This window comes from Citrobacter werkmanii (genome assembly GCF_008693645.1).
Classification (GTDB): Bacteria; Pseudomonadota; Gammaproteobacteria; order Enterobacterales; family Enterobacteriaceae; genus Citrobacter; species Citrobacter werkmanii.
On record NZ_CP044101.1, the window covers coordinates 2,259,259 to 2,281,495 of the forward strand.

At 49.2% G+C, this 22,237-nt stretch carries 24 protein-coding genes and 2 pseudogenes; 13 read left to right on the forward strand and 13 right to left on the reverse strand.

Annotated elements, in window-relative coordinates:
- Window positions 1-233: 233 nt before the first annotated feature.
- From FOB24_RS11455 to rluE, 6 genes and pseudogenes are all read right to left on the reverse strand, one after another.
- Window positions 234-362 (reverse strand): annotated as a pseudogene (locus tag FOB24_RS11455) (SOS response-associated peptidase family protein); the annotation flags it as partial.
- Window positions 363-683: 321 nt separating this feature from the next.
- Window positions 684-2,054 (reverse strand): adenylosuccinate lyase, encoded by a 1,371-nt coding sequence (purB, locus tag FOB24_RS11460; protein WP_038639900.1) that lies wholly within the window; start codon window positions 2,052-2,054, stop codon window positions 684-686.
- 3 nt (window positions 2,055-2,057) lie between these two features.
- On the reverse strand, window positions 2,058-2,699 hold the full coding sequence (gene hflD, locus FOB24_RS11465; RefSeq protein WP_032940122.1) for a high frequency lysogenization protein HflD: 642 nt from the start codon (window positions 2,697-2,699) through the stop codon (window positions 2,058-2,060).
- Between the two features lie 34 nt (window positions 2,700-2,733).
- Entirely contained in the window at window positions 2,734-3,840 is a 1,107-nt protein-coding gene (gene mnmA, locus FOB24_RS11470) for a tRNA 2-thiouridine(34) synthase MnmA (protein ID WP_003832402.1), read from the reverse strand.
- A gap of 53 nt (window positions 3,841-3,893) precedes the next feature.
- Window positions 3,894-4,355: an NUDIX hydrolase gene (locus FOB24_RS11475; RefSeq protein WP_038639907.1), complete on the reverse strand. Its 462-nt coding sequence runs from the start codon at window positions 4,353-4,355 to the stop codon at window positions 3,894-3,896.
- Window positions 4,356-4,364: 9 nt separating this feature from the next.
- Entirely contained in the window at window positions 4,365-4,988 is a 624-nt protein-coding gene (gene rluE / locus FOB24_RS11480; RefSeq protein ID WP_069325366.1) for a 23S rRNA pseudouridine(2457) synthase RluE, read from the reverse strand.
- Window positions 4,989-5,189: 201 nt separating this feature from the next.
- Here rluE and icd point away from each other — a divergent pair, with 201 nt between their 5' ends.
- Window positions 5,190-6,440, forward strand: coding sequence for an NADP-dependent isocitrate dehydrogenase (icd, locus tag FOB24_RS11485; protein WP_038639915.1), 1,251 nt, complete (start codon window positions 5,190-5,192; stop codon window positions 6,438-6,440).
- A 100-nt stretch (window positions 6,441-6,540) separates the two neighbouring features.
- Here the strand turns inward: icd and FOB24_RS24435 are convergent.
- Window positions 6,541-6,696, reverse strand: a pseudogene (locus tag FOB24_RS24435) (integrase); the annotation flags it as partial.
- 38 nt (window positions 6,697-6,734) lie between these two features.
- Here FOB24_RS24435 and FOB24_RS11495 point away from each other — a divergent pair.
- The 10 genes from FOB24_RS11495 to FOB24_RS11540 all read left to right on the forward strand — a co-directional run bounded on the left by FOB24_RS11495 (window position 6,735) and on the right by FOB24_RS11540 (window position 14,518).
- Complete coding sequence (locus tag FOB24_RS11495; RefSeq protein WP_150344927.1) at window positions 6,735-7,463, forward strand: MerR family transcriptional regulator; 729 nt, start codon at window positions 6,735-6,737, stop codon at window positions 7,461-7,463.
- Window positions 7,464-7,667: 204 nt separating this feature from the next.
- Window positions 7,668-8,102, forward strand: a complete 435-nt coding sequence (locus FOB24_RS11500) for a nuclear transport factor 2 family protein (protein ID WP_150344928.1) — start codon at window positions 7,668-7,670, stop codon at window positions 8,100-8,102.
- Window positions 8,099-8,818 carry an SDR family NAD(P)-dependent oxidoreductase gene (locus FOB24_RS11505; RefSeq protein ID WP_069324322.1) on the forward strand — a complete coding sequence of 240 codons (720 nt, stop codon included), beginning with the start codon at window positions 8,099-8,101 and terminating at the stop codon, window positions 8,816-8,818. Before FOB24_RS11500 ends, FOB24_RS11505 begins: the two co-directional genes overlap by 4 nt.
- Complete coding sequence (locus tag FOB24_RS11510) at window positions 8,815-10,071, forward strand: NAD(P)/FAD-dependent oxidoreductase (RefSeq protein ID WP_150344929.1); 1,257 nt, start codon at window positions 8,815-8,817, stop codon at window positions 10,069-10,071. The genes FOB24_RS11505 and FOB24_RS11510 overlap by 4 nt, the downstream gene beginning before the upstream one ends.
- A gap of 1 nt (window position 10,072) precedes the next feature.
- On the forward strand, window positions 10,073-10,795 hold the full coding sequence (locus tag FOB24_RS11515; protein WP_069324320.1) for a DUF1365 domain-containing protein: 723 nt from the start codon (window positions 10,073-10,075) through the stop codon (window positions 10,793-10,795).
- The gene (locus FOB24_RS11520) at window positions 10,792-12,012 is read left to right on the forward strand and encodes an SAM-dependent methyltransferase (RefSeq protein ID WP_150344930.1); all 1,221 of its coding nucleotides are present in this window, start codon (window positions 10,792-10,794) and stop codon (window positions 12,010-12,012) included. The genes FOB24_RS11515 and FOB24_RS11520 overlap by 4 nt, the downstream gene beginning before the upstream one ends.
- Window positions 12,009-12,491 carry a DUF2878 domain-containing protein gene (locus FOB24_RS11525; protein WP_150344931.1) on the forward strand — a complete coding sequence of 161 codons (483 nt, stop codon included), beginning with the start codon at window positions 12,009-12,011 and terminating at the stop codon, window positions 12,489-12,491. The genes FOB24_RS11520 and FOB24_RS11525 overlap by 4 nt, the downstream gene beginning before the upstream one ends.
- On the forward strand, window positions 12,491-13,018 hold the full coding sequence (locus tag FOB24_RS11530) for a hypothetical protein (RefSeq protein WP_150344932.1): 528 nt from the start codon (window positions 12,491-12,493) through the stop codon (window positions 13,016-13,018). Before FOB24_RS11525 ends, FOB24_RS11530 begins: the two co-directional genes overlap by 1 nt.
- Entirely contained in the window at window positions 13,015-13,545 is a 531-nt protein-coding gene (locus tag FOB24_RS11535; RefSeq protein ID WP_150344933.1) for a DUF3833 domain-containing protein, read from the forward strand. The genes FOB24_RS11530 and FOB24_RS11535 overlap by 4 nt, the downstream gene beginning before the upstream one ends.
- Window positions 13,546-13,558: 13 nt before the next feature.
- The gene (locus tag FOB24_RS11540; protein ID WP_085049540.1) at window positions 13,559-14,518 is read left to right on the forward strand and encodes a YbgA family protein; all 960 of its coding nucleotides are present in this window, start codon (window positions 13,559-13,561) and stop codon (window positions 14,516-14,518) included.
- A gap of 129 nt (window positions 14,519-14,647) precedes the next feature.
- Here FOB24_RS11540 and yibB read toward each other — a convergent pair whose 3' ends face one another.
- The 4 genes from yibB to FOB24_RS11560 all read right to left on the reverse strand — a co-directional run bounded on the left by yibB (window position 14,648) and on the right by FOB24_RS11560 (window position 17,095).
- The gene (gene yibB / locus FOB24_RS11545) at window positions 14,648-15,505 is read right to left on the reverse strand and encodes a protein YibB (protein WP_150344934.1); all 858 of its coding nucleotides are present in this window, start codon (window positions 15,503-15,505) and stop codon (window positions 14,648-14,650) included.
- 185 nt (window positions 15,506-15,690) lie between these two features.
- On the reverse strand, window positions 15,691-15,933 hold the full coding sequence (locus FOB24_RS11550) for a DinI-like family protein (RefSeq protein WP_150344935.1): 243 nt from the start codon (window positions 15,931-15,933) through the stop codon (window positions 15,691-15,693).
- A gap of 200 nt (window positions 15,934-16,133) precedes the next feature.
- Window positions 16,134-16,673 (reverse strand): cytochrome b561, encoded by a 540-nt coding sequence (gene cybB / locus FOB24_RS11555; RefSeq protein WP_150344936.1) that lies wholly within the window; start codon window positions 16,671-16,673, stop codon window positions 16,134-16,136.
- A gap of 149 nt (window positions 16,674-16,822) precedes the next feature.
- Window positions 16,823-17,095 (reverse strand): hypothetical protein, encoded by a 273-nt coding sequence (locus FOB24_RS11560; protein WP_085049536.1) that lies wholly within the window; start codon window positions 17,093-17,095, stop codon window positions 16,823-16,825.
- 236 nt (window positions 17,096-17,331) lie between these two features.
- On the opposite strand from FOB24_RS11560, the gene FOB24_RS11565 reads away from it, so the two are divergent.
- Window positions 17,332-18,855 carry an EAL domain-containing protein gene (locus tag FOB24_RS11565; protein WP_150344937.1) on the forward strand — a complete coding sequence of 508 codons (1,524 nt, stop codon included), beginning with the start codon at window positions 17,332-17,334 and terminating at the stop codon, window positions 18,853-18,855.
- A gap of 166 nt (window positions 18,856-19,021) precedes the next feature.
- Window positions 19,022-19,228: a hypothetical protein gene (locus FOB24_RS11570; protein WP_150344938.1), complete on the forward strand. Its 207-nt coding sequence runs from the start codon at window positions 19,022-19,024 to the stop codon at window positions 19,226-19,228.
- Window positions 19,229-19,356: 128 nt separating this feature from the next.
- On the opposite strand, the gene FOB24_RS11575 is transcribed toward FOB24_RS11570, so the two are convergent.
- Together FOB24_RS11575 and FOB24_RS11580 are read right to left on the reverse strand one after the other, a co-directional pair.
- Window positions 19,357-19,647 carry a Bor family protein gene (locus tag FOB24_RS11575; RefSeq protein WP_038643122.1) on the reverse strand — a complete coding sequence of 97 codons (291 nt, stop codon included), beginning with the start codon at window positions 19,645-19,647 and terminating at the stop codon, window positions 19,357-19,359.
- Between the two features lie 330 nt (window positions 19,648-19,977).
- On the reverse strand, window positions 19,978-22,065 hold the full coding sequence (locus FOB24_RS11580) for a TonB-dependent receptor (protein WP_150344939.1): 2,088 nt from the start codon (window positions 22,063-22,065) through the stop codon (window positions 19,978-19,980).
- Window positions 22,066-22,237: the final 172 nt, after the last annotated feature.

Sequence of the window (22,237 nt, forward strand, 5' to 3'; positions counted from 1 at the left end):
CGAAAAGCGACTTTATCCAGGGTTTTTTGTCAGTGTCGTTTGGTATTCTGATTGCCACTTTCTCGCGCTGCAGCGATCTGGTTGTCCTGATTGACCGGGAGTTCTCTCATTGCCGGCCAGCCGTTGACCGAAAACTGGTATGATGCCAGGCACTCGCTGGTCAATAATTTGGAATATTGCCGGCACTGAACCTTCCGCCCTTCTGATTTGAGATGGTGTGACATAACATACGCCTTCCTTTTCCATTCGTACCAGCCATCAGCAAAGCAAATTGCACGGCCATGCTGCCAGAGTGGTTTAAACGTTCTGCGGATGGCTGCAGTTTCAGAACGCGCATAAATTAGCGGCAGCTTAGACCACCATCGATTGTTACTTTTTGGGGCAAAAATCAGTTTGGGGCATGATTTGGGGCGATGAAATGACTCATATTGCCCGCAATTGCCCAAGACGGTTTTTTATTAACTAATTGATTTTATGATAATTAACAGTATTTACTGAATTTACAAAATCAGTTTTATAGTCTAGTGTTGATTATGTGTCCGTGGGGATAAACATTTAATAAACCGGGGGAAGGGAGGCTATCACTGGCTAAAAAAGCCGGAAGGCGCTGACGCTTATCCGGCTTCAATATAACATCAACTGGAGGCCGGAACTGACGAAACCGCCGTCCGGCACAAACCCGATTACTTCAGTTCATCAACCATGGTGATGGCGCGACCAATATAGTTGGCTGGTGTCATCGCTTTCAGGCGAGTTTTCTCGTCTTCCGGCAGGGCCAGACCATCGATAAACTGTTTCATACCTTCGGCGTCAACGCGCTTACCGCGCGTCAGCTCTTTCAGCTTCTCGTACGGTTTTTCAATGCCATAGCGACGCATTACGGTCTGAATAGGTTCGGCCAGCACTTCCCAGTTATGGTCCAGTTCATCAAGCAGATGCTCGCGATTGACTTCCAGTTTGCTCACGCCCTTCAGCGTGGACTGATACGCGATCAGCGCATAGCCAATACCGACACCCAGGTTGCGCAGAACGGTAGAGTCCGTCAGGTCGCGCTGCCAGCGGGAAACCGGCAGTTTGCTCGCCAGGTGTTGCAGAACCGCGTTAGACAGACCCAGGTTACCTTCGGAGTTTTCGAAATCGATTGGGTTAACCTTGTGCGGCATGGTGGAGGAACCGATCTCACCGGCGATAGTTTTCTGTTTGAAATGGTTCAGCGCCACGTAACCCCAGACATCGCGGTCAAAGTCAATCAGGATAGTGTTGAAACGGGCGATGCAATCAAACAGCTCGGCAATGTAGTCGTGCGGTTCAATCTGCGTGGTATAAGGATTCCACTGGATGCCCAGCGACGTAACAAACTCTTCGCTGAACTGATGCCAGTCTACTTCCGGGTAAGCGGCGATGTGGGCGTTATAGTTACCGACGGCGCCGTTGATTTTACCGAGAATTTCGACCTGGTTAAGCTGGCGGTACTGGCGCTCCATACGGTAGGCCACGTTCGCCATTTCTTTGCCCAGCGTGGATGGGGTGGCGGGTTGACCGTGGGTACGGGAGAGCAGAGGGATATCGCGATACTGTACGGACAGATCTTTCACTGCGTCGATAAGCTTACGCCAGTACGGCAGGACCACTTCGTCGCGAGCGGTTTTCAGCATCAGCGCGTGAGACAGGTTGTTGATGTCTTCTGACGTACACGCGAAGTGAATAAACTCGGAAACGGCATGCAGTTCCGGGATATCAGCCACTTTTTCTTTCAGGAAATACTCAACTGCCTTCACATCATGGTTGGTCGTACGCTCAATGGTTTTGATGCGCGCAGCATCTTCTTCATTGAAGTTAGCGACGATCGCATCAAGGAAACCGATTGCGTCGGCAGCAAAAGCAGGAACTTCCTTGATCGCTGCGTGCGCGGCCAGTTTTTGCAGCCAGCGTACTTCAACCTGTACACGGAATTTCAGCAAACCGTATTCGCTGAAAATCCCGCGCAGCGCGCTGACTTTATCGCCGTAGCGTCCATCGACAGGGGAAACGGCGGTCAGTGAGGATAATTCCATAGATCACAACTCCGGGGTTAAATGAGCAAGAATTTGTTTTGCCTGAGTCGTCAGGCGATTACGAGAAAACATGAGTTGCAGACGGCCTCCACCAACCTGATGCCAGAGCACTGCTGCACGAATGCCAGCCAGTAGCGAAGCGCGTACTTTGGCCTGAACCTGCGGGCTCTGAAGGATGGCAGGAGAACCCGTAACCTGAATACGCGGGCCGAGTGGGCTGATGACGTCAACATAAATGCCGGCCATTGCGCTCATCAGCGTTTCTGACTGCAAATCAAAATGGTCCAACTGGCGCTGCAAGCCGTTGATACGGTCTCCCAGCGTGTCCATAGCGCCTTTGGCAGCTGACAGCTTACGCTCCAGTACCATCAGGCTTAACGTGTAGCGGGTGAGTTCCGCATTTAGCCCCTGACGACTGCTGGCGTTGAGCACGCCGAGCAACGTTTCAAGGCCAAGTCGCAGGTTAGCTTCACTCCCGCCAAAAACCCCAAGCGTAGAGCTGGGGTTCATGTCGATGATACTGTTGAGCGAAACGTGTAACGCATCGGCATCACAATGCCCCTGGTGCGCCAGTTCTTGCACCAGGCGTGCCGACTGGCATATACCTGCCAGGGCGAGGGTGATGTCATAATAGTTCTTTGCCACGTTCACTGCTTCCTTGTATCAAATGTGTAAATAATTAGACCGGCAAAGGCAGGCGTTGTTCGATAATTCCGCCGCCGAGGCAGACTTCGCCATTGTAAAAGACAGCCGACTGACCCGGCGTTACCGCCGCGACAGGTTCGTCGAAAATGACTTCAATACGTTCAGCATCCAGCGCTTTAACGGTGCACGGAATGTCGGTCTGACGATAACGGGTTTTCACCGTGCAGCGCATGGTGCCGGTGAACGGTTCGCGATCGACCCAATGCAGCTGTTGCGCCACCAGCCCAACGGACATCAGACGTGGGTGTTCGTGGCCCTGAGCGACAACCAGAATGTTGTTCTCAACGTCTTTATCCACCACATACCATGGATCTTCCGTCCCTTCTTTTGTACCGCCAATGCCCAGACCTTTACGTTGGCCCAGAGTGTGGTACATCAGCCCCTGGTGCTGGCCAATCTCTTCACCGTCAACGGTGATGATTTTACCTGGCTGAGCCGGCAGGTAGCGACCAAGAAACTCGCGGAACTTGCGTTCGCCGATGAAGCAGATACCGGTGGAGTCTTTTTTCTTGGCCGTAATTAGTCCGAGATCTTCGGCAATTTTACGCACCTGTGGTTTTTCCAGTTCGCCAACCGGGAACAGGCTTTGCGCGATTTGCTCATGGCCGAGCGTGTAGAGGAAATAGCTCTGGTCTTTATTGCCATCGAGCCCTCGCAGCAGGCGGCTTTTTCCGTCGACATCCGCGCGGCGAACGTAGTGACCGGTGGCGATGTAATCGGCACCTAAATCTTCGGCGGCAAACTCAAGGAAGGCTTTAAATTTGATTTCTTTATTGCACAGAATATCCGGGTTCGGCGTACGACCCGCTTTGTACTCTTCCAGGAACAGTTCAAAGACGTTGTCCCAGTATTCTGCAGCAAAGTTAACGGTATGCAGTTCAATGCCGAGTTTGTCGCAAACAGCCTGCGCATCCGCGAGGTCGGCAGCCGCTGTGCAATATTCCTCACCATCGTCCTCTTCCCAGTTCTTCATGAACAGGCCTTCTACCTGATAACCCTGTTGTTGCAACAACCAGGCTGATACGGAAGAATCGACACCGCCGGACATGCCGACGATCACTTTTTTTGGGCTTTCAGACATAGGAATACTCACGACATTGAACTTCAAGGCGGCATATTCTAGCACGCAGCCCTTTACTTGACACCCTCTGTAAACGGCCAGTTAAATTCGCCGATCGTTGCCAGCGGATAGCGCTCTCCACTCTGGTAACAGAGAATACTCTCGGCAACCAGCGGCGAGCGCAGATTTGGCGCTGAAAGAATCTCTTCTGCGCTGACCCAGCGACAGCAATCTATATCACTGTCATGAGGTTCAGTAGCGCACATATTGGCAAGTTCGATAGAAAACAGAAAACGCAAAAAAGGCGTTTTGTCCGGCGCAATCCATTGATGCATTCGAATGAAGTGCTGCGGTTGCGCGTTGATGCCTGTCTCTTCCCATAGCTCACGAGCGGCGGCCTGCACCAGGGTTTCGTCCGCTTCCAGGTGCCCGGCAGGTTGATTCCACAAAGCTTTGCCGTTGATGGTTTCCTCAACCACTAAAAATTTATCTTCTGCATGCACAATGCAGGCGACCGTGACGTGTGGTTTGAACATACAGCTTCCTTATACAGTTGCATCCCGCCATTCGCCGTTAGCGAGATTTTCCAGTGTGTAATCGCCCATGGCATAGCGTATGAGGCGCAGCGTAGGAAACCCAACATGCGCCGTCATCCGACGTACCTGACGGTTGCGGCCTTCATATAAGGTGACTTTTAGCCAACTGGTGGGAATATTCTTCCGTTCACGAATGGGCGGGTTTCTCGGCCACAGCCAGGCAGGTTCTTCTACCATTTGAATTCCTGCGGGCAGTGTAGGGCCATCGTTGAGCGTTACGCCAGTGCGCAGGGCTTCCAGCGCTTCGGGCGTAGGTTCTCCCTCAACCTGAACATAATAAATTTTCCCCGTGCGCTTGCCGGGCTGCGTTAACCGCGCCTGTAATGCGCCATCGTTGGTCAGCACTAAAAGCCCTTCACTGTCCCGATCCAAACGACCCGCAGCATACACGCCTTGCACGGGAATAAAATCTTTTAACGTTTTGCGTCCCGCTTCGTCAGTAAATTGTGGCAAAACATCGTAGGGTTTATTGAACAAAACCACGCGTTTTGGTTGGTTTTCTTTACGCTGTTTAGTGACTTGTCGTGAGCTGAATCGCTTAACTTGGTGATTTCTAAAAGAAGTTTTTTGCATGGTATTTTCAGATTATATCAATTGCCGCATTATAGCCTAAGAACGAGTGTCTTTCATGGCGACGAACAATAGGGTAGTATTGACACGCTCATTACAAATCATTAACAAAAAATTGCTCTAACGCAGTCGTGCAGCAGGACGCCAATGCACATGCAGCGCGATGACAGACGAGCAAACCAGAAGCGCTCGAAGGAGAGGTGAATGGAAAGCAAAGTAGTTGTTCCGGCGGAAGGTAAGAAGATCACCCTGCAAAACGGCAAACTCAACGTTCCTGAAAATCCGATTATCCCGTTCATTGAAGGCGACGGTATCGGCGTTGATGTAACCCCACCGATGATCAAAGTTGTCGATGCTGCTGTCAAGAAAGCCTATAAAGGCGAGCGTAAAATCTCCTGGATGGAAATCTACACCGGCGAGAAATCCACTCAGGTTTATGGTCAGGACGTCTGGCTGCCTGCTGAAACCCTTGATCTGATTCGTGAATATCGTGTTGCCATCAAAGGCCCTCTGACCACGCCAGTTGGCGGCGGTATTCGCTCTCTGAACGTTGCTCTGCGTCAGGAACTTGACCTGTATGTCTGCCTGCGCCCGGTGCGTTATTACCAGGGTACGCCAAGCCCGGTAAAACACCCTGAACTGACCGACATGGTTATCTTCCGTGAAAACTCCGAAGATATCTATGCGGGTATTGAGTGGAAAGCGGACTCCGCAGACGCTGAGAAAGTGATTAAATTCCTGCGCGAAGAAATGGGCGTGAAGAAAATTCGCTTCCCGGAACATTGCGGTATTGGTATCAAGCCGTGTTCTGAAGAAGGGACTAAGCGTCTGGTTCGTGCGGCGATTGAATACGCCATCGCGAACGATCGCGATTCTGTTACCCTGGTACATAAAGGTAACATCATGAAGTTCACTGAAGGCGCGTTCAAAGACTGGGGTTACCAGTTAGCGCGTGAAGAATTCGGTGGTGAATTGATCGATGGCGGCCCGTGGGTGAAAATTAAGAACCCGAAATCCGGCAAAGAAATCGTGGTTAAGGACGTTATCGCCGATGCGTTCCTGCAACAGATCCTGCTGCGCCCTGCTGAGTATGATGTGATTGCGTGTATGAACCTGAACGGCGACTACATCTCTGATGCGCTGGCAGCACAGGTGGGTGGTATTGGTATCGCGCCGGGCGCGAACATCGGTGACGAATGTGCGCTGTTCGAAGCGACTCATGGTACTGCGCCGAAGTACGCAGGCCAGGATAAAGTGAACCCAGGTTCCATCATTCTGTCTGCTGAAATGATGCTGCGCCACATGGGTTGGGTTGAAGCGGCTGACCTAATCGTTAAAGGTATGGAAGGCGCGATTAACGCCAAGACCGTAACCTATGACTTCGAACGTCTGATGGACGGCGCTAAGCTGCTGAAATGTTCAGAGTTTGGTGACGCGATCATCGAAAACATGTAATCCAGATTCTGGGTTGTGTGAGAACGGGAGCCGAGAGGTTCCCGTTTTTTATGCCTGCAACATTGTTTCCCCAAAACGTTTCCCCAAAAACCAGGCGTGCTCACCCTGTTTTTACTTCGACAACTGTCCAATCCTTACCCCTGTCGTCGTGATATTTGTCTGTCATTTCTCTTGATTTATGTTCCAATAATTTCTGGATATCAATCCCTTGTGTTTTATATCTTCTTTCTGAAAGTGATTGTTGCTCGTGGTTCGTAGTATATTGAAAGTATTCTTGGTTATTCGGTGCTCTGTATGTCCTATTCCATCGGTGAATTTGCGCGGCTTTGTGGAATAACCGCCACAACGCTGCGCGCCTGGCAACGTCGTTATGGACTTCTCAAACCACAGCGTACGGATGGTGGGCACCGGTTGTATAGCGATGACGATATCCAACAGGCGCTTAAAATTCTCGATTGGGTGAAAAAAGGCGTACCGATAAGCCAGGTTAAACCGTTGCTGTCCCGCCCTGGTGCCCGGCGAACGAATAACTGGTTCGCTCTGCAAGAGAGTATGCTGCAGCGCCTGAACGAAGGGAAGATAGAATCTCTGCGCCAGCTTATTTATGATGCCGGCCGCGAATATCCCCGCCCTGAACTGGTGAGCGAGGTGCTGCGCCCTCTGCGAAGCCAGGTCTCAGCTAACGTGCCGGCTATCATGACGCTGCGTGAAATCCTCGATGGTATTATTATTTCTTACACCTCGTTTTGCCTGGAAGGGGATAAGCGTGCGCCGGGCGATAACTACCTGATTACAGGCTGGCATCTTACCGACCCCTGCGAGATCTGGCTTGAAGCGCTTGGTCGCACTGGACAGGGACATCGCATTGATGTGCTTCCTGTACCGCCCGCGATGCTTGCGCCTGAAATTTTCCCCGATCGCAAATGGCTGTTGGTGACGTCCGGCAAACTCACCGTAGCGCGCAAAAAACAGATAGACCTCTGGCAACAGCAGGTCAACTCCCTCGAAGTGATCCCGCTTTAATCCTCTGTCATTAACTTTCTTGTGTGTTGATTGGCCACTACCTTAGTGTCTTACGAATAAATTCTCTCAAAAATACTAAATTTTAATTTGTTGAATTAAATGAATTTATAATTATTTTTTAGTATAAACTTGGACAAATTAAAGTGTTTGTGTAAGTTTTAATTATACCGTCTACGTAATGTGGTTCACACAAGGGTAAGAGCTATGCGCGCACCGCCATCCGTTATCGACAGGTTTGTGGATTACTACGCCAGTTTGGATCGCCAGCCCGTCCCCGCGCTTGTCGGGTTGTACGACGTGCACGCGGTACTTGTCGATCCCTTCGGGGAACATAACGGGCTGTTTGCCATTCAGCGCTATTTCTCGCATCTCCTGGCGAATGTGAATGCCTGCCGTTTTGCCATTGACCCTCCACTGTGTGAGACCGGGCGGTTTGCCGTGACGTGGACAATGTACTGGTCGCATCCGCGTATTGCTGGCGGAGAAATACGATCTTTGCCGGGATGTTCAATGGTCGAGACACATGGCGAGAAGATTTTTCGCCAGCGTGATTATTACGATGCCGGTGAGATGCTCTATGAGCATCTGCCGCTGTTGGGTTGGGCCGTTCGCCACGTTAAAAGGAGGGTGCGCGCATGATGACTGTCCTCATTACTGGCGCAAGTTCTGGGATTGGCGCCGGGCTTGCAAAATCATGGGCCGATGACGGCTGTCACGTGATTGCCTGTGGCCGCAATCCCGAAAGGCTGGAACAACTGCGCCAATCCCACGCCAACATCACAGTACGGCTGTTCGATATGACAGACAGGGACGCCTGTCGCCAGGCGTTGGCGGACTGCAAACCCGAACTGGTTATTCTCTGTGCCGGAACTTGCGAATATCTCGACCACGGCTGGATAGATGCAGGGAAGGTTGAACGGGTGATGGCGGCGAATTATCAGGGCCCCATCAACTGCCTGGCAGCGCTTCAGCCGCAGTTAACTTCCGGTAACCGCGTGGTGCTGGTCAGTTCGATGGCGCACTGGCTGCCGTTCCCACGGGCGGAAGCCTATGGTGCGTCTAAAGCCGCGCTAACCTGGTTTGCCAATAGTTTGCGTCTGGACTGGGAGCCAAAAGGTATTGCCGTGACCGTCGTTTCGCCAGGATTTGTTGATACCCCGCTTACCCGTAAAAACGATTTTCCTATGCCCGGGCAGGTGAGTGTAGAGCAGGCGGTGAAGGCTATTCGCCGTGGCCTGGCGAAAGGAAAAAATAGTATTGCCTTCCCGACAGGTTTTGGCGTGTTGCTGCGTCTGTTGGCCGGGCTGCCTGAGAGTCTCCAGCGCGCGTTGCTGCGCAGGATGGTGCGTTCATGAAAATTGCTATCATTGGCAGTGGTATTGCCGGATTAACCTGCGCCTGGCGTCTGGCCGGACATCATCAGGTGACGCTTTTTGAAGCGGCGTCGACCCCGGGCGGCCATACTGCGACGGTAGATATTGCGACTCCACAGGGGAATTTCGCGATTGATAGCGGCTTTATCGTCTACAACGACCGAACTTATCCGCGTTTTATGGGCTTGCTGAGTGAACTCGGTATCCAGGGGCAAAAAACGCAGATGAGTTTTTCGGTGCATAATACGCAAAGCGGTATGGAGTACAGCGGTCATACGCTGACTTCCTTGTTCGCCCAACGTCAGAACCTGCTCAAACCCGCATTTTGGGGAATGCTGAAAGAGATTGTCCGTTTTAATCGTCTGGCTAAACGGGCATTGAATGATGTCGATGCAAACGCCACGCTACAGACCTTCCTCGACCAGCACCATTTCAGCGCGTTCTTTGCGCGTCATTATATTCTGCCGATGGGCGCAGCCATCTGGTCATCTTCGCTACAGGAGATGCGCCGTTTTCCGTTGCCGCTGTTCTTACACTTCTTTGAACACCACGGCCTGCTGGATATCTGGCATCGTCCGCAGTGGTACGTGGTGCCAGGCGGATCGCGCGAGTACATTCGCGTTATGCTGGCGAAGCTGGGTGAACGTCTGGCATTGCACCTCAATGCGCCTGTTCAGCAGGTTATTCGTCACGACAGCGGTGTCAAAATCCAGTTGGCAGGATCAGTACAGACGTTTGATCAGGTGATCTTCGCTTGTCATTCTTCGCAGGCTCTGGTCGTGCTTGGTGATGCCACCCCCGCAGAACTCGACGTGCTGGGCGCAATTAGCTGGCAGCGTAACGAGGTTGTATTGCATAGCGATCGCCGCTGGTTACCGGTACGCGAACGCGCGTGGGCAAGCTGGAATTACCGCCTGAGTGGGCAAGATCGCGCCAGCGCCTGCGTCACCTATAACATGAATATTCTCCAGGGATTACCCGAAGGAAGCCCGCTATTCTGCGTGACCCTCAACCCGGACACCCCTATTGACGAGCGATTCGTCTGGCGACGCTTTGTCTACGAGCACCCATTGTTTAATCCCGACAGCTGGCGCGCGCAGGCGCGCCGCACTGAGATCAACGGCCTGCGTCGGACCTGGTTCTGCGGGGCTTATTGGTACAACGGCTTTCATGAGGATGGCGTGCGTAGCGCGCTCGATGTAGTACACGGCATTGCCGCAGGAGAGGGGGGCTAAGATGAACAGCTGCCTGTACCACGGTGTTTTGCGCCATCGCCGCCTCCAGCCAGCAACACACCAGTTTAGTTATCAGGTGTTTATGGCGTGGCTCGATTTAGATGAACTCGCACAGCTTCCGGGCGTGGGCGTGAAATGTAATCGCTTCGCCGCGGCCGCTTTTCATGATGCGGATTACCCGCTGGGGGCACCGTTAAGAGAGAGCGTGTTGAATAAGCTTGCCTGCCTGACGGGCGAACATCCCGGGGGGCGTGTAATGCTTCTGACACAGCTGCGCTATTTCGGTTTTCATTTTAACCCGGTCAATTTTTACTACTGCTATGACCGTTCACAGCGTCTGCGCTGGGTACTGGCGGAAGTCCGCAATACACCATGGAATGAGCGACATTACTACGCTGTAGACGCACAGGAAAAGCGTCCGTCGGAAAAAGCGTTCCATGTATCGCCATTTAACCCGATGGATATGGTCTATCACTGGCGATTTAACCCGCCGGGTAAAACGCTGCATATGCATATCGAAAACCACCAGGCAGAGAAGATTTTTGATGCCAGCCTGATGCTCAAACGCGAGCCGTTGACGCAGGCGAGTTTACGCGCGTTGCTGCTACGACTGCCGTTGATGACGCTGAAAACGGTGTTCGCGATTTACTGGCAGGCGCTACGCCTGTGGCTCAAGCGAGTCCCTCTCTACAACCATCCCGTCAGCAGGAGTGAACGATCATGACCGATCCCGTCTTTGCGCTTGAACCTGATGTTCCGCGCAACCTGCGTGTGGCGCGTTGGCTTCTTTTCCGCATGCTGAGCGGCCTTCGCCAGGGTTCTGTCACGGTGCGGGAAGGGGAGCAGACCTTACATTTTGGTGATGTTTCAGCTGAATTACGCGCTGACGTACATATTCTCTCGCCCACGGTGTACTGGCGGGTGCTGAAAGGCGGAAGTCTTGCGGCGGCTGAGGCCTGGATGGACGGAGAGTGGGAAACGCAACAGCTCACGCCGTTACTGCAAATATTTGCGCTTAACAGCACCCTACTGGGACGCCTGGAAAGCGGTTTTCGCCTGCTTGGCCGACCCGCCGAGCGTTTGCGTCACTGGACGCGTCGCAACCATCGGCAACAAGCAAGAGAAAACATTGCCGCGCATTACGATCTCGGCAATGCATTTTACGCGCACTTTCTTGATGAGGATTTACTCTATTCCAGCGCCTTATTCACCCGCCCCGAGCAGTCTTTAGCGCAGGCTCAGCAGGCCAAAATGGCGCGGCTTTGCGAGCAACTGGCACTGACCGCGAATGACCACCTGCTGGAGATTGGTACTGGTTGGGGGGCGATGGCGGAATACGCCGCACGCCATTACGGTTGCCGTGTAACCACCACGACCCTGTCTCAGGAACAGTTTGCCTGGGCGAAAGCGCGGATTGCCCGCGCAGGTTTACAGGAGAGAGTCAACGTCCTGCTGTGCGACTACCGCGACCTGACCGGGGAGTTCGACAAACTGGTGTCGGTTGAAATGATCGAAGCGGTTGGTCAGCGTTATCTGCCGACGTTTTTCCGTACCTGCCAGGCGCGACTGCGTCGTGGGGGAAAACTGGCGATTCAGGCCATTACCATTCAGGATCAGCGCTATCGCGAATACAGCAAAGGCGTTGATTTTATTCAGCGCTATATCTTTCCAGGGGGCTTTTTACCCAGTATCACCGCGATGAGCGGCCTGATGACAAAGCATACTGACTTTGTGGTTCGTAATCTGTTCGATATGGGGCCCGACTACGCCCGGACGCTTGCGCACTGGCGACAAGGATTTGTTCACGCCTGGCATGACATTGAAAAACTGGGATTTGATGAGCGTTTTCGCCGTATGTGGCTGTACTACTTCGGCTACTGCGAAGCCGGTTTTAACGCCCGCACGATCAGCGTGGTGCAACTGACGGCGGAACGTCCATGAACCGCCATTTACAGGTTTTTATCCTGGCTGTCGGGTTCGATCTGTACTGGCTCATGGTGGTGTTATTTCGTGAGCGCGGCCTGGCGTTATGGCTTGGGCTGGCTATTCTGGCCTGCTTCTTGCTGCCGTCTGCGCAACGTCTGTACGCGTTAATGCTGGCAGCGGTGGGTAGTGGTCTGGATGTGCTGTGGGCGTTGACGGGGTTGATTAATTTTCACGGCGAAGCATTGTTGCCGTTATGGATGGTTGCGCTTTGGCTCATGTTCGCTGTCCTGTGGACGCACCTTACCTGCTCGACTACCTTGCCGGGATGGCTGCTGGCCATAATGGCCACCGGTGGTGGGCCGATCGCCTATGTGATAGGAGAGCGTTTGGGGGCCATTACTTTTCTGGAACCAACATTTATTGTTGTTGGCTTAATGGCGGCGGGCTGGCTGGTGTTGATGCTGTTTTTTCATATTTTCATGGGGAAACACTAATGAAACCTGCCTTATTGATACTGCTGGGCGTCATGGCGACGGCGCCTTTTGCCGGTGCCGCTAACTGGTTAAGCTGGCGGAAAGTCGGCGATGCGACGCTCTCCTGGGGACCATTCACGATCTATACCTCACAACTGCGCACGCCGGATGGGCGCTATCGCGGGCTGAAAGAGGATCAAGCACTGATTATCACCTATCAGCGTAATATTGAACGGCAAGAACTGGTTAATGCCACCCGCGATCAATGGCGAGCGCAGGGTATTCTCGGGCGGGAAGCGCAGAGTGAGTCCTGGCTACGCATGTTGAGTGAGATATGGCCAGACGTTGCGCCAGGTACGCAACTGGCTTTTGTATTGCAAGATAAGCAGGGGAAGTTTTGGTATCGCGCTTCAGCGGCTCAAAGGCACTTTATCCCGCTTGGCCCACCGCAGTCGGCGGCGTTCAGCGAAAACTTTCTCTCTGTCTGGCTGGGTTCCCGCACGCAATATCCTGAGCTGCGTCAGCAGCTTACTGGAGGTGAAAAATGAAACGTTTACTGGCCCTGAGCCTGCCCTTGCTGATGCAGGTGGCTGGTTGTAGCGCTGAAATTGCCGACTATCGGCAACAGCAGCCGACGCTGGATATCTTTCAGTATTTTCAGGGAGAAACGCAAGCATGGGGGATGATTCAGGACCGCAGCGGTAAACAGCTTCGTCGCTTCCATGTCGATATTAACGGCGATGTGGTGGGAGACACATTGACCCTCAACGAACGCTTTGTGTACGACGATGGAGAGAAACAGCAGCGGGTGTGGCATATCCGTAAAGTTAGCGCTGATCGTTACGAGGGTACTGCCGGTGACATTGAAGGCGTGGCGAAGGGGCAAGCAGCGGGCAACGCGTTCAACTGGCATTACAGCATGTATGTGAAAGCCAGCGGCAGAACCTGTTTGCTGAATTTTGACGACTGGATGTACATGCAGGATGCTAACCATCTGTTTAATAAAACGGAGATGAAGAAATTTGGCCTCACCGTCGGTACGGTGACGCTTTTCTTCTCCCGTAAAACGCGATAGTGAGGAAGAGGTCATGAAAATGCAACCCATCGTTGGGATCAGCGGCTGTTTAACGGGATCTGCCGTCCGGTTTGACGGCGGGCATAAACGGGCAGAATTTGCGATGGAGAAACTAGCCCAGTGGGTGACTTTCCAGCCTGTTTGCCCGGAGATGGCGATAGGTTTGCCTGTCCCTCGGCCAGCGCTGCGCCTGGTGCAAACGACTGTCGGGGATATTCGCATGCGTTTTAGTCACGCACCTCGCGAAGACGTGACCGACGAAATGGCTGACTTCTGCCAGCGGTATCTGGCAGGGCTGGACACACTGTCCGGTTTTATCGTCTGTGCAAAATCCCCCAGTTGTGGCATGGAACGTGTGCGCTTATATGACGATAAAGGCAATCGTGGGCGTAAAGACGGGGTGGGACTGTTTACCGCCGCGCTGATGGAGAAATATCCGTGGCTACCGGTAGAAGAAGACGGGAGGTTGCACGATCCGGTCCTGCGCGAAAACTTCGTCGAAAGGGTTTTCGCCCTACATGAGCTCAATATGCTGCGCAAAAATGGCCTGACGCGGCGGGCTCTACTGGATTTTCATAGCCGTTATAAATTGCAATTGCTGGCTCACCATCAGGCCGGATATAGGCAAATTGGCCCATTTGTCGCATCACTGCATGAATGGGAGGATCTGGAGGCTTTCTTTGCGGTCTACCGGGATAATTTAATGACAATTCTGAAGAAACCCGCTTCACGTAAAAACCACACAAACGTGCTTATGCACATTCAGGGGTACTTCCGTAATCAGTTAACAATGCGTCAGCGCGGCGAGTTGCGCGAGGTGATCCTTCATTACCGCGCAGGACTACTGCCCATCCTAGCCCCGATGACGTTGCTGAAACATTATCTGGCGGAATACCCGGACGATTATCTGCTGACGCAGAATTACTTTGATCCCTACCCGCAAGAATTAGCATTGCGACTGACTGTTAATTGATCATGACTGAGAAACAGAACCGAGCAGAGTGATAATTTATGTCGTGTTCGAATCTTTAATTACCGCTCTTCGCTCATAGTAGACGTCAGCTTTACCTTTATCGGTATTGTGTATGTCTACAATTTAATCTTATTTCCCGATAAGTGTTACTTTTAACCTTCGTGAAAAAGAAACAAAATCATTCCTGCCATACAGTTTAAACAAATTGAACCATCGGTTCTTACCGAGATGATTTAGTTTGATTAATTGAGGTTTATAATGGTAGCACATTATAAAAATACCCTGATCATCATCCACAATATTGTTTTTAAGCGTTGTTATTTGGCACTGACAAACCAATTCATAAAATTCTTTCCATTTGTTTTGTGTTGCAATAATTGCACCGCCAATAATATAAGAGCGATTATTAATCATGTGATCGAAAACCTGATGAAGCGTTTTGACAGTTAAACCTTTTTTTACTGTGAATAAGTTAACTTTGTTGACGTCAAAACGATAATCCCAGCGAGATAATCCATCTATTACTTTCGCATTACGACAGTAACCAAAATCAACCCATGCAACCATATTATTATTTACAAGGTTTAACTCTATTGCCTTATTTACAAAGTATGTCTTCAGGTTGCAAACTAGTACGTAGTCTGAGGACCAGTATTCAGGGTTTATTAGTTGGCGAGTTTCAAGCTTATTTCTAAACTCATCATTTCTCTGGATCTGAGAAATCCTGTTTTTAATGTGTTGGAATTTTTTATTAATATCTAAGGGGATTACAACAGTACGTTTACCATTTCTAATTTTTTCTATTTTTGGTTTGAGATCGCAGGATGTAAATATAACCATGTCATTATCTAACTCAGACAAGTTTTTAAAATAATTGATGTAGGTATCAGATGTTCTCTCTAGATGAGGAGAGAAACCTTTATCACTCGTCCAGTTTCCCCTCCCGATATCGAAAAATGCTGTAACAATGGTAATAGATGAATTCATTTTTATGTAGTCCGTTTTTCAATCCAATAACCATTTGATTATGGGAAATATATTTTTTACATCTGTAGTAATGTGGTATTCTAACAGTATCAATATGAAGCAGGAAGCATAATGTGCTATGTAAAATGATAAATAATTGTTACCAACCGCGCAGATTGTACTTCTCCGGCAGTGAATTAAGGCGTTTAATCTGAAAGCAGCCACATATCGGCTTCTTCAAACATTTCCTGAACAGTGCTACTAATCTGTTCTTTCTCGTGCTTACTGGCGTCAGTGTTGATCGCTGGTAGAGTCAGCATCGGTTTAACCCGGACATCAGCATCTGGAAAGATTCGCTGTACTCTCTTTCTCAATTCGCCCAGAATGATCTCTTTTGCGCTTGGCAGACCATCAAAATTCCTTTTGTCATAAACGAGTTCCACGAACATTGTTACTTTCCTTTATCTGTATAAACATACAGTACTTATACTGTGTTTTTATCTGATATACAAGGGGCGACGTCAATACGAATTGACGTCGCCTGGTGATGATAATGTAATGAGGAGAGAGAAAGAAACATAAGCATTATGATGACTCATAAATAAACTAATGCTTTCTTGGTGTTTTAGTGCCTATGTTTCTAAGATTATCATTTCAGGTGTTTATGCTCAGGCATCATTCGCAACAGGGTATTGTCCTTCTGTATGGCGTGGTGAAATAATGCCGCGCCAGCATGGGCTGCAATCAGGAAATACCCTATATTTGCCAAAGTTTCATGAATAGTTTTTACGACGGTCTTTATTTCCCCGTTGCTATGAAAGAAAGCGGGAATGTTTAGCCCTAAAAAATACCAACTCTTTCCGCCGTAAGCCATCGTCAAGATACCTAATAACGGTAGCGCCAGAAAAGAGACATAGAGCATGATATGCATTAATTTGGCTGATATCCTCTGCCACTGGGGTGGCGTAGGTACGATCGCTGGATCGTCATACTTATGTTTGAGAATTAAACGTATTATCATTAAACACCAGACAAATATCCCAGCATTATAGTGTGTTTCTTTCATCAACAGATAGGGGGCACTGCCTTTGGGAAACCAACCGCGAAATTCCATTGCGGCATAGGTTATCGCGATTAACACCAGAGTTAACCAGTGCAAGCGAATCTGAAGTCTTGAGAATCTGTTCATTATTTTTCCTCGAATGATACGCCACCACAACCGTATCGTATTAAGCTTAACAAATCCTTATTTTCATTAAGAGATTAGGATTTTGTTATGTCTGCTTCGGGTAACACGATCGGATAGTTGATTGGTGTTCACTGCGAGTTTGTCAGGATTCAATTTTTCGACGAGATTTTGTACGGGAAAACGTGTAGAGCATTGGCTGCTAATGGGTAAACGCCGAGGCTTTCAGTTCTGGCTTTGATTTCCTCAAAAGGAAGTGAAGGAGACGGTTCCCGTCCTCCCCAAAGATTGATCCCTTCCGGAATGTCGTCTCTGCCGTATTCCTCGGCTATCTCAATCGTTTTGCCATTATTAAGTTCGATGACGACGCTTTTTCCATCGACAGGGATCAGATTTCCGCCATCGTCAGTAATAAAAATTTTCATTGGCTCACCTCCTCGTTATGCCTACATATGATAGCAAATTAAATGTGGTGCAATACTGGTATTGCACTGAAAATGTTCAATGATTATTTACTATTAATCAATACGTTATGAAGTGATTTAAAAAATGTGATTGGTTCCATGGCGATTTATGTTGCTGTCTACCATGCTCTGTAGAGACAAACTTGACCCAGTCAACGTTCGTTTTACGTGTTCATTTTTCGCCACAGGATATAAGAATGCGCAAAGCACTGTTACCGATATTTGCTGCGATATGTCTGTTCGTAATCGGCGTTTTTATTCTCAATATGCAACTTTGGTATTCCTCATCGCAGGAAGCTTTGGGGGGCGCTCGATATGCTGCGAAAAATATGGACAACATACTTAATGAAGCTTTCCAGGCAACGGGCACAGCTAAGCGCATCGCTGAAAAGAAATGCGATCTGGAGAGCCAATATCAGCTCGGAACTGAAGCCGCGCTTCGGCCTCATCTACGAACGTTGATTATTATTCGGCAAGGGAAGGTTTGGTGCACCTCACTGCCTGGTAATCGGATCCTGCTGAAGCAAATACCCGTCATACCTGATACAAACTTGCTGCTGGCCCCTGCGCAAAATACGGTGAATGAGATACCTGTTCTGCTTTACCAAACTCATTTTCAAACAAGTAGTATCATTATCACAATAAGTGGAGTGCATATCCGGGGCGCATTGAATGTCCCAATAAAAGGGCTGTCCTATTCGTTGCGGGTGGGCGACAAAGTACTTGGTTCATCGGCGGAAGTGAAAGTCATCAAGGCGAACGCACCGCAGTCTGGTCAGGTGGATTCTGCAAAGTATCCCTTCAGCATTATTTTCGATCAGCCTCCATTATTTAGCTTAAAAAGGCTTGTCACTAATGGTCTGGGAATACTGATTTTCATCCTGCTGATCTCGGCAGCTGTAGCGTATGCTATCGATAAATATTTGAATAAGAATGATACCCCTGAAGAAACGTTGCGCCGAGCGATAGATAAAGGGGAGATAGTGCCTTTTTATCAACCAATCGTAAATGGTCGCGATGGAACGTTACGCGGTGTTGAGGTGCTGGCCAGATGGAAGCACCCACGGGCTGGATATATCTCTCCTGCCTCTTTTATTCCGGTTGCCGAAAAATCAGGTCTGATAGTACCGCTTACTCAAAACTTGATGAAGCAGGTCTCTGCGAATATGAACGCCATCGCCAGCAAATTACCATCCGGTTTCCATGTCGGAATTAACTTCAGCGCATCCCATATTACTTCCCCTGCGTTTGTGGAGGAGTGCCTGCGCTACAGAGGTAGTTTCAGTCGTGATGATCTAAATTTGGTGATCGAAGTGACTGAACGAGAACCATTGCATGTGGATGATGATCTTGTGCAGAGGCTTAATACGCTACATGAAAATGGTTTTGTCATTGCGTTAGATGATTTTGGTACAGGTTATTCTGGACTTTCTTACTTGCATGATCTGCACATTGATTATATCAAGATCGATCAGAGTTTTGTGGGACGGGTAAATGACCTTCCTGACTCAACCCGAATTTTAGATTGTGTACTCGATCTGGCGCGTAAGCTGTCTTTAAGCATTGTTGCAGAAGGAGTAGAAACGAAAGCGCAGCTTGATTATCTTAACAAAAACAACATTGTTTTTCTGCAAGGATACTACTTCTATAAACCGGTCACTTTTACTGAGTTTATCCTTATTCTGCTTTCAAAACCCAAAGTGAAGGTTTTTGTCGAATAAAACGGGAGAAATCTTGTTGATAAAGATGAGAATGGGGGGGATCAGCCGTAGAAATCCTGTGTTTTTCTTTATCGTGAGATAAATCTCAGATCGCGCTATTCAAAAAACATATCCTTAGTCATGTGGTGGTTATTTGCATTTTTACATACAGCAAACGGATAACAGCATGACAGATATAGCATTTACCAGGGCACGCGATTCAAATCGTGGAGTGAAGGTAGTACATAAGAAAATGGTGGATGTGCGCAGTAACGGTAAGTACACAAGCCGCGACCAACTAGCAATTGCCGCTGTTCTGTTTTTAGGCGGTATCGCCGGAGCTATTGTTTTGGCAATGTACTTAATGATGCAGGAGGGCGTTTTTCTGTACTGATTGTTTAATTTTTCTTATGTTTTATTACGGCGTGTATTGAGTCGCTACTACCATCTCTCAGTAATGTTCAATATTATTAACCATCAATTAAGTTAAGCAGGTATTCCTGAAAATACCTGCTTAAAATATCACTTAGAACAATACACTCTGGCTTCACGAGGGGTATAGATGCCAATCGTGATGATGCGCAAGAAAACATCCATACCCGACTCCTGAACTTCAGTGCGAACAACCTTGTCTGCACCGCCGCAAACAGAAGCTGCATCGATGGTTTGTGACTGGCCAATACCATTAATAAAAAAATTCTGTCTGGTTTCCTGTGTGGGTTTTTCTGCAATACCGTTGTTGATTTTAAAGGTTTGCTGAGCGCAACCGGATAAAGCTGTTGCAGCAATAATCGCAATCATTAACTTTTTCATTTTTACCATTCTCAAGTGTTGGATAGTGAGAAAATGATCTTCTTTAATGTCGCTGGTACATATCCGACCAGCGTTTATGCATGGCAGTATTGTGCTGGCTGTTTATCTATTATTTAGTTAGATAAATTTTTTGTTTATGCTTTGTAGGTCATTGTTGATAACTTACGGTATCAACTCACATTTTATTAATATCAACATTAAGCACGCACAAAAATATGGGTGTTTTAATGTTGTTGAGACGGGAATATCTAATTCATATACGCGAGGATGATATCAGTTGCATATTGGCAGGACTATCAGAGATAGTCCTGCCAATAAAACATTTTAAAATTAGAACTGATAGTTTAACGAAACCCAGTAGTTACGACCCGGATTTACGTAGCCGGTAGTGGATTGTGCAGTCTGATAGTAGTCACCTGCGTAGGTGCTATTGCGACCAACCTGATACAGTTTAACTTCGCTGAAGTCTTTATCCAGTACGTTATTGATTGCCGTATTCAGCGTCAGGTCTTTGGTCAGCTTATAAGACATTCCCATATCGAGAACGGTCCAGGCTTTTAAATTCGCGCCTTTGTCGTCATACACCGCCTTTTGTACCGCGCTGAGGTTCTCGTAATTTTCGGTAAAGCGTGGCGCCTTACCGCGATAACGGGCGCTCAACCAGGCGTTCATATCTTCTGTAGCCTGCCAGTTCAGGCGGGCGTTAGCCATATGTTTGGGGGTATAGCTCAACGGTGCGCCTTTATTATCACCATCTTTTTGCTTGCTCTGTGTGTAGGTATAGTTAAGAGATAAACTCAGTACGTCCGACCAGAGAGGGAAGGTGCTGGCGAATTCAATACCATCGGTCCTTGCCTTACCGCTATTGGTATAGCTGTTGGTATTATCATCGATAGAATACGAGACAATTTTATTTTTATATTCGGTATAGAAGCCGGTAACGTTGGCGTTCAGTCCGGCCTCGTTTTCATAATATAGCCCGGTTTCGTAGCTGATACTTTCTTCCGGCTTGAGGTCAGGGTTACCGACAGTATTAACGGTTCCTTGCGCAGTTACGCCGCTAATGCCGTTATGCAACTGGCTGAGTGAGGGCGCTTTATAACCTGTAGTGACACCGCCTTTGAGCGTCCACTCATCGGAGACATCCCAAACCATATAGGCGCGAGGACTCAGGTGGCCGCCAAAGACATCATTATGTTCATAACGTGTACCTGCGGTTAACGCCAGTGAGTCTAGAATATGCCATTCATCTTCCGCATAGGCAGCCCACGTTTTTTGGTGGAACGTCTCGCCGGTATTGGCCAGTACGACACCGTCTTTCATTCGCGCATCCCAGTATTCTCCACCAAGAGTTAACAGGTGTGAGTCACCTAATGGCGTCAGTAGCACCGAGTCCAGAATGACGTTAGTGTTCTTCAGTTCTCGCGCATCACCGGCTCGGCCCGCATTTTCCGGCGTGAGCGCGGAGGAGACCAGTTGTCGGCCTTTGTTCTCGGTTTCATTCCAGCCGAGGGAAGATTTCCAGGTGCCGAACGTTAAAGCGGTATCGTGGCCGAGAGTCACTTTGTTGCGCTCATAGCGCAGCGTTTTATCATAACCTCCCGTCAGGTTGCCCAACTGTCCATCGTCATTGTCATAGCGCTGTCTGGCAGAGTCGAGATCTAACCACAACGTGTTGTTCTCATTGGTTTTCCAGTCCAGGCGCGTGCCGATATTATAGTTCTCAGATTCAGTTGGATAGGGTACGCGAGTAGAGGCGGTATCGCTCAAAGAGGTGACGCTTGAGCCCTGGCGCTGCGTTGTGCTCCCGCGAACCTGCATATCCAGCACGCCTGCGATTAACGGACCGCTGGACCAAAAGTTGGCCACCGTACTGTTACCCCATTTATTACTCTCTTGCAGGTTAACGCCGGTATTGATGGAGGTGCTCCATTTATCGGTACTTTTTTTGGTAATGATGTTCACCACGCCACCGATTGCGTCGGAGCCATACAGCGTCGACATTGGGCCGCGGATCACTTCGATATGATCGATTGCCGCCAGCGGGGGCATAAAGCTGGTATTCATGGCAGAGAAGCCGTTTGGCGTTACATCGCTGCTGCCGTTTTGACGAATACCGTCAATCAGTATCAGGGTATAGCTCGCAGGCATGCCACGGATGCTGATCTCCAGACCACCGGTTTTACCGGTGCTGCTTTCGACATCCACGCCCTCTACTGAACGCAGGGCTTCACCTAAATCATTATATTTATTGGTTTGTAACTCTTGCTGCGAAATCACGGAAACACTGGCTGCTGCATTGGTAATTTTCTTTTCGTAACCGGAGGCGGTGACTACCATGACATCTTCGGCAAAAACCAGGGGGCTGGTAAAACCCATACAGGACAGAACGACAGAGGCAATCGGTTTTAAACGCATAGTCAAACTTCCTTTGTTAAAATTCAAAGGCAGTAAGATAATTGATGAAAATGATAATACAAATAATTATCATTATGGATTTACATAACTTGTCATTTCTGGTGTTTTTCTTGAATAAATATACATAAATTGTCATTGATTTAGCGTAAGGGAATGGCGGTTAAGACAATAG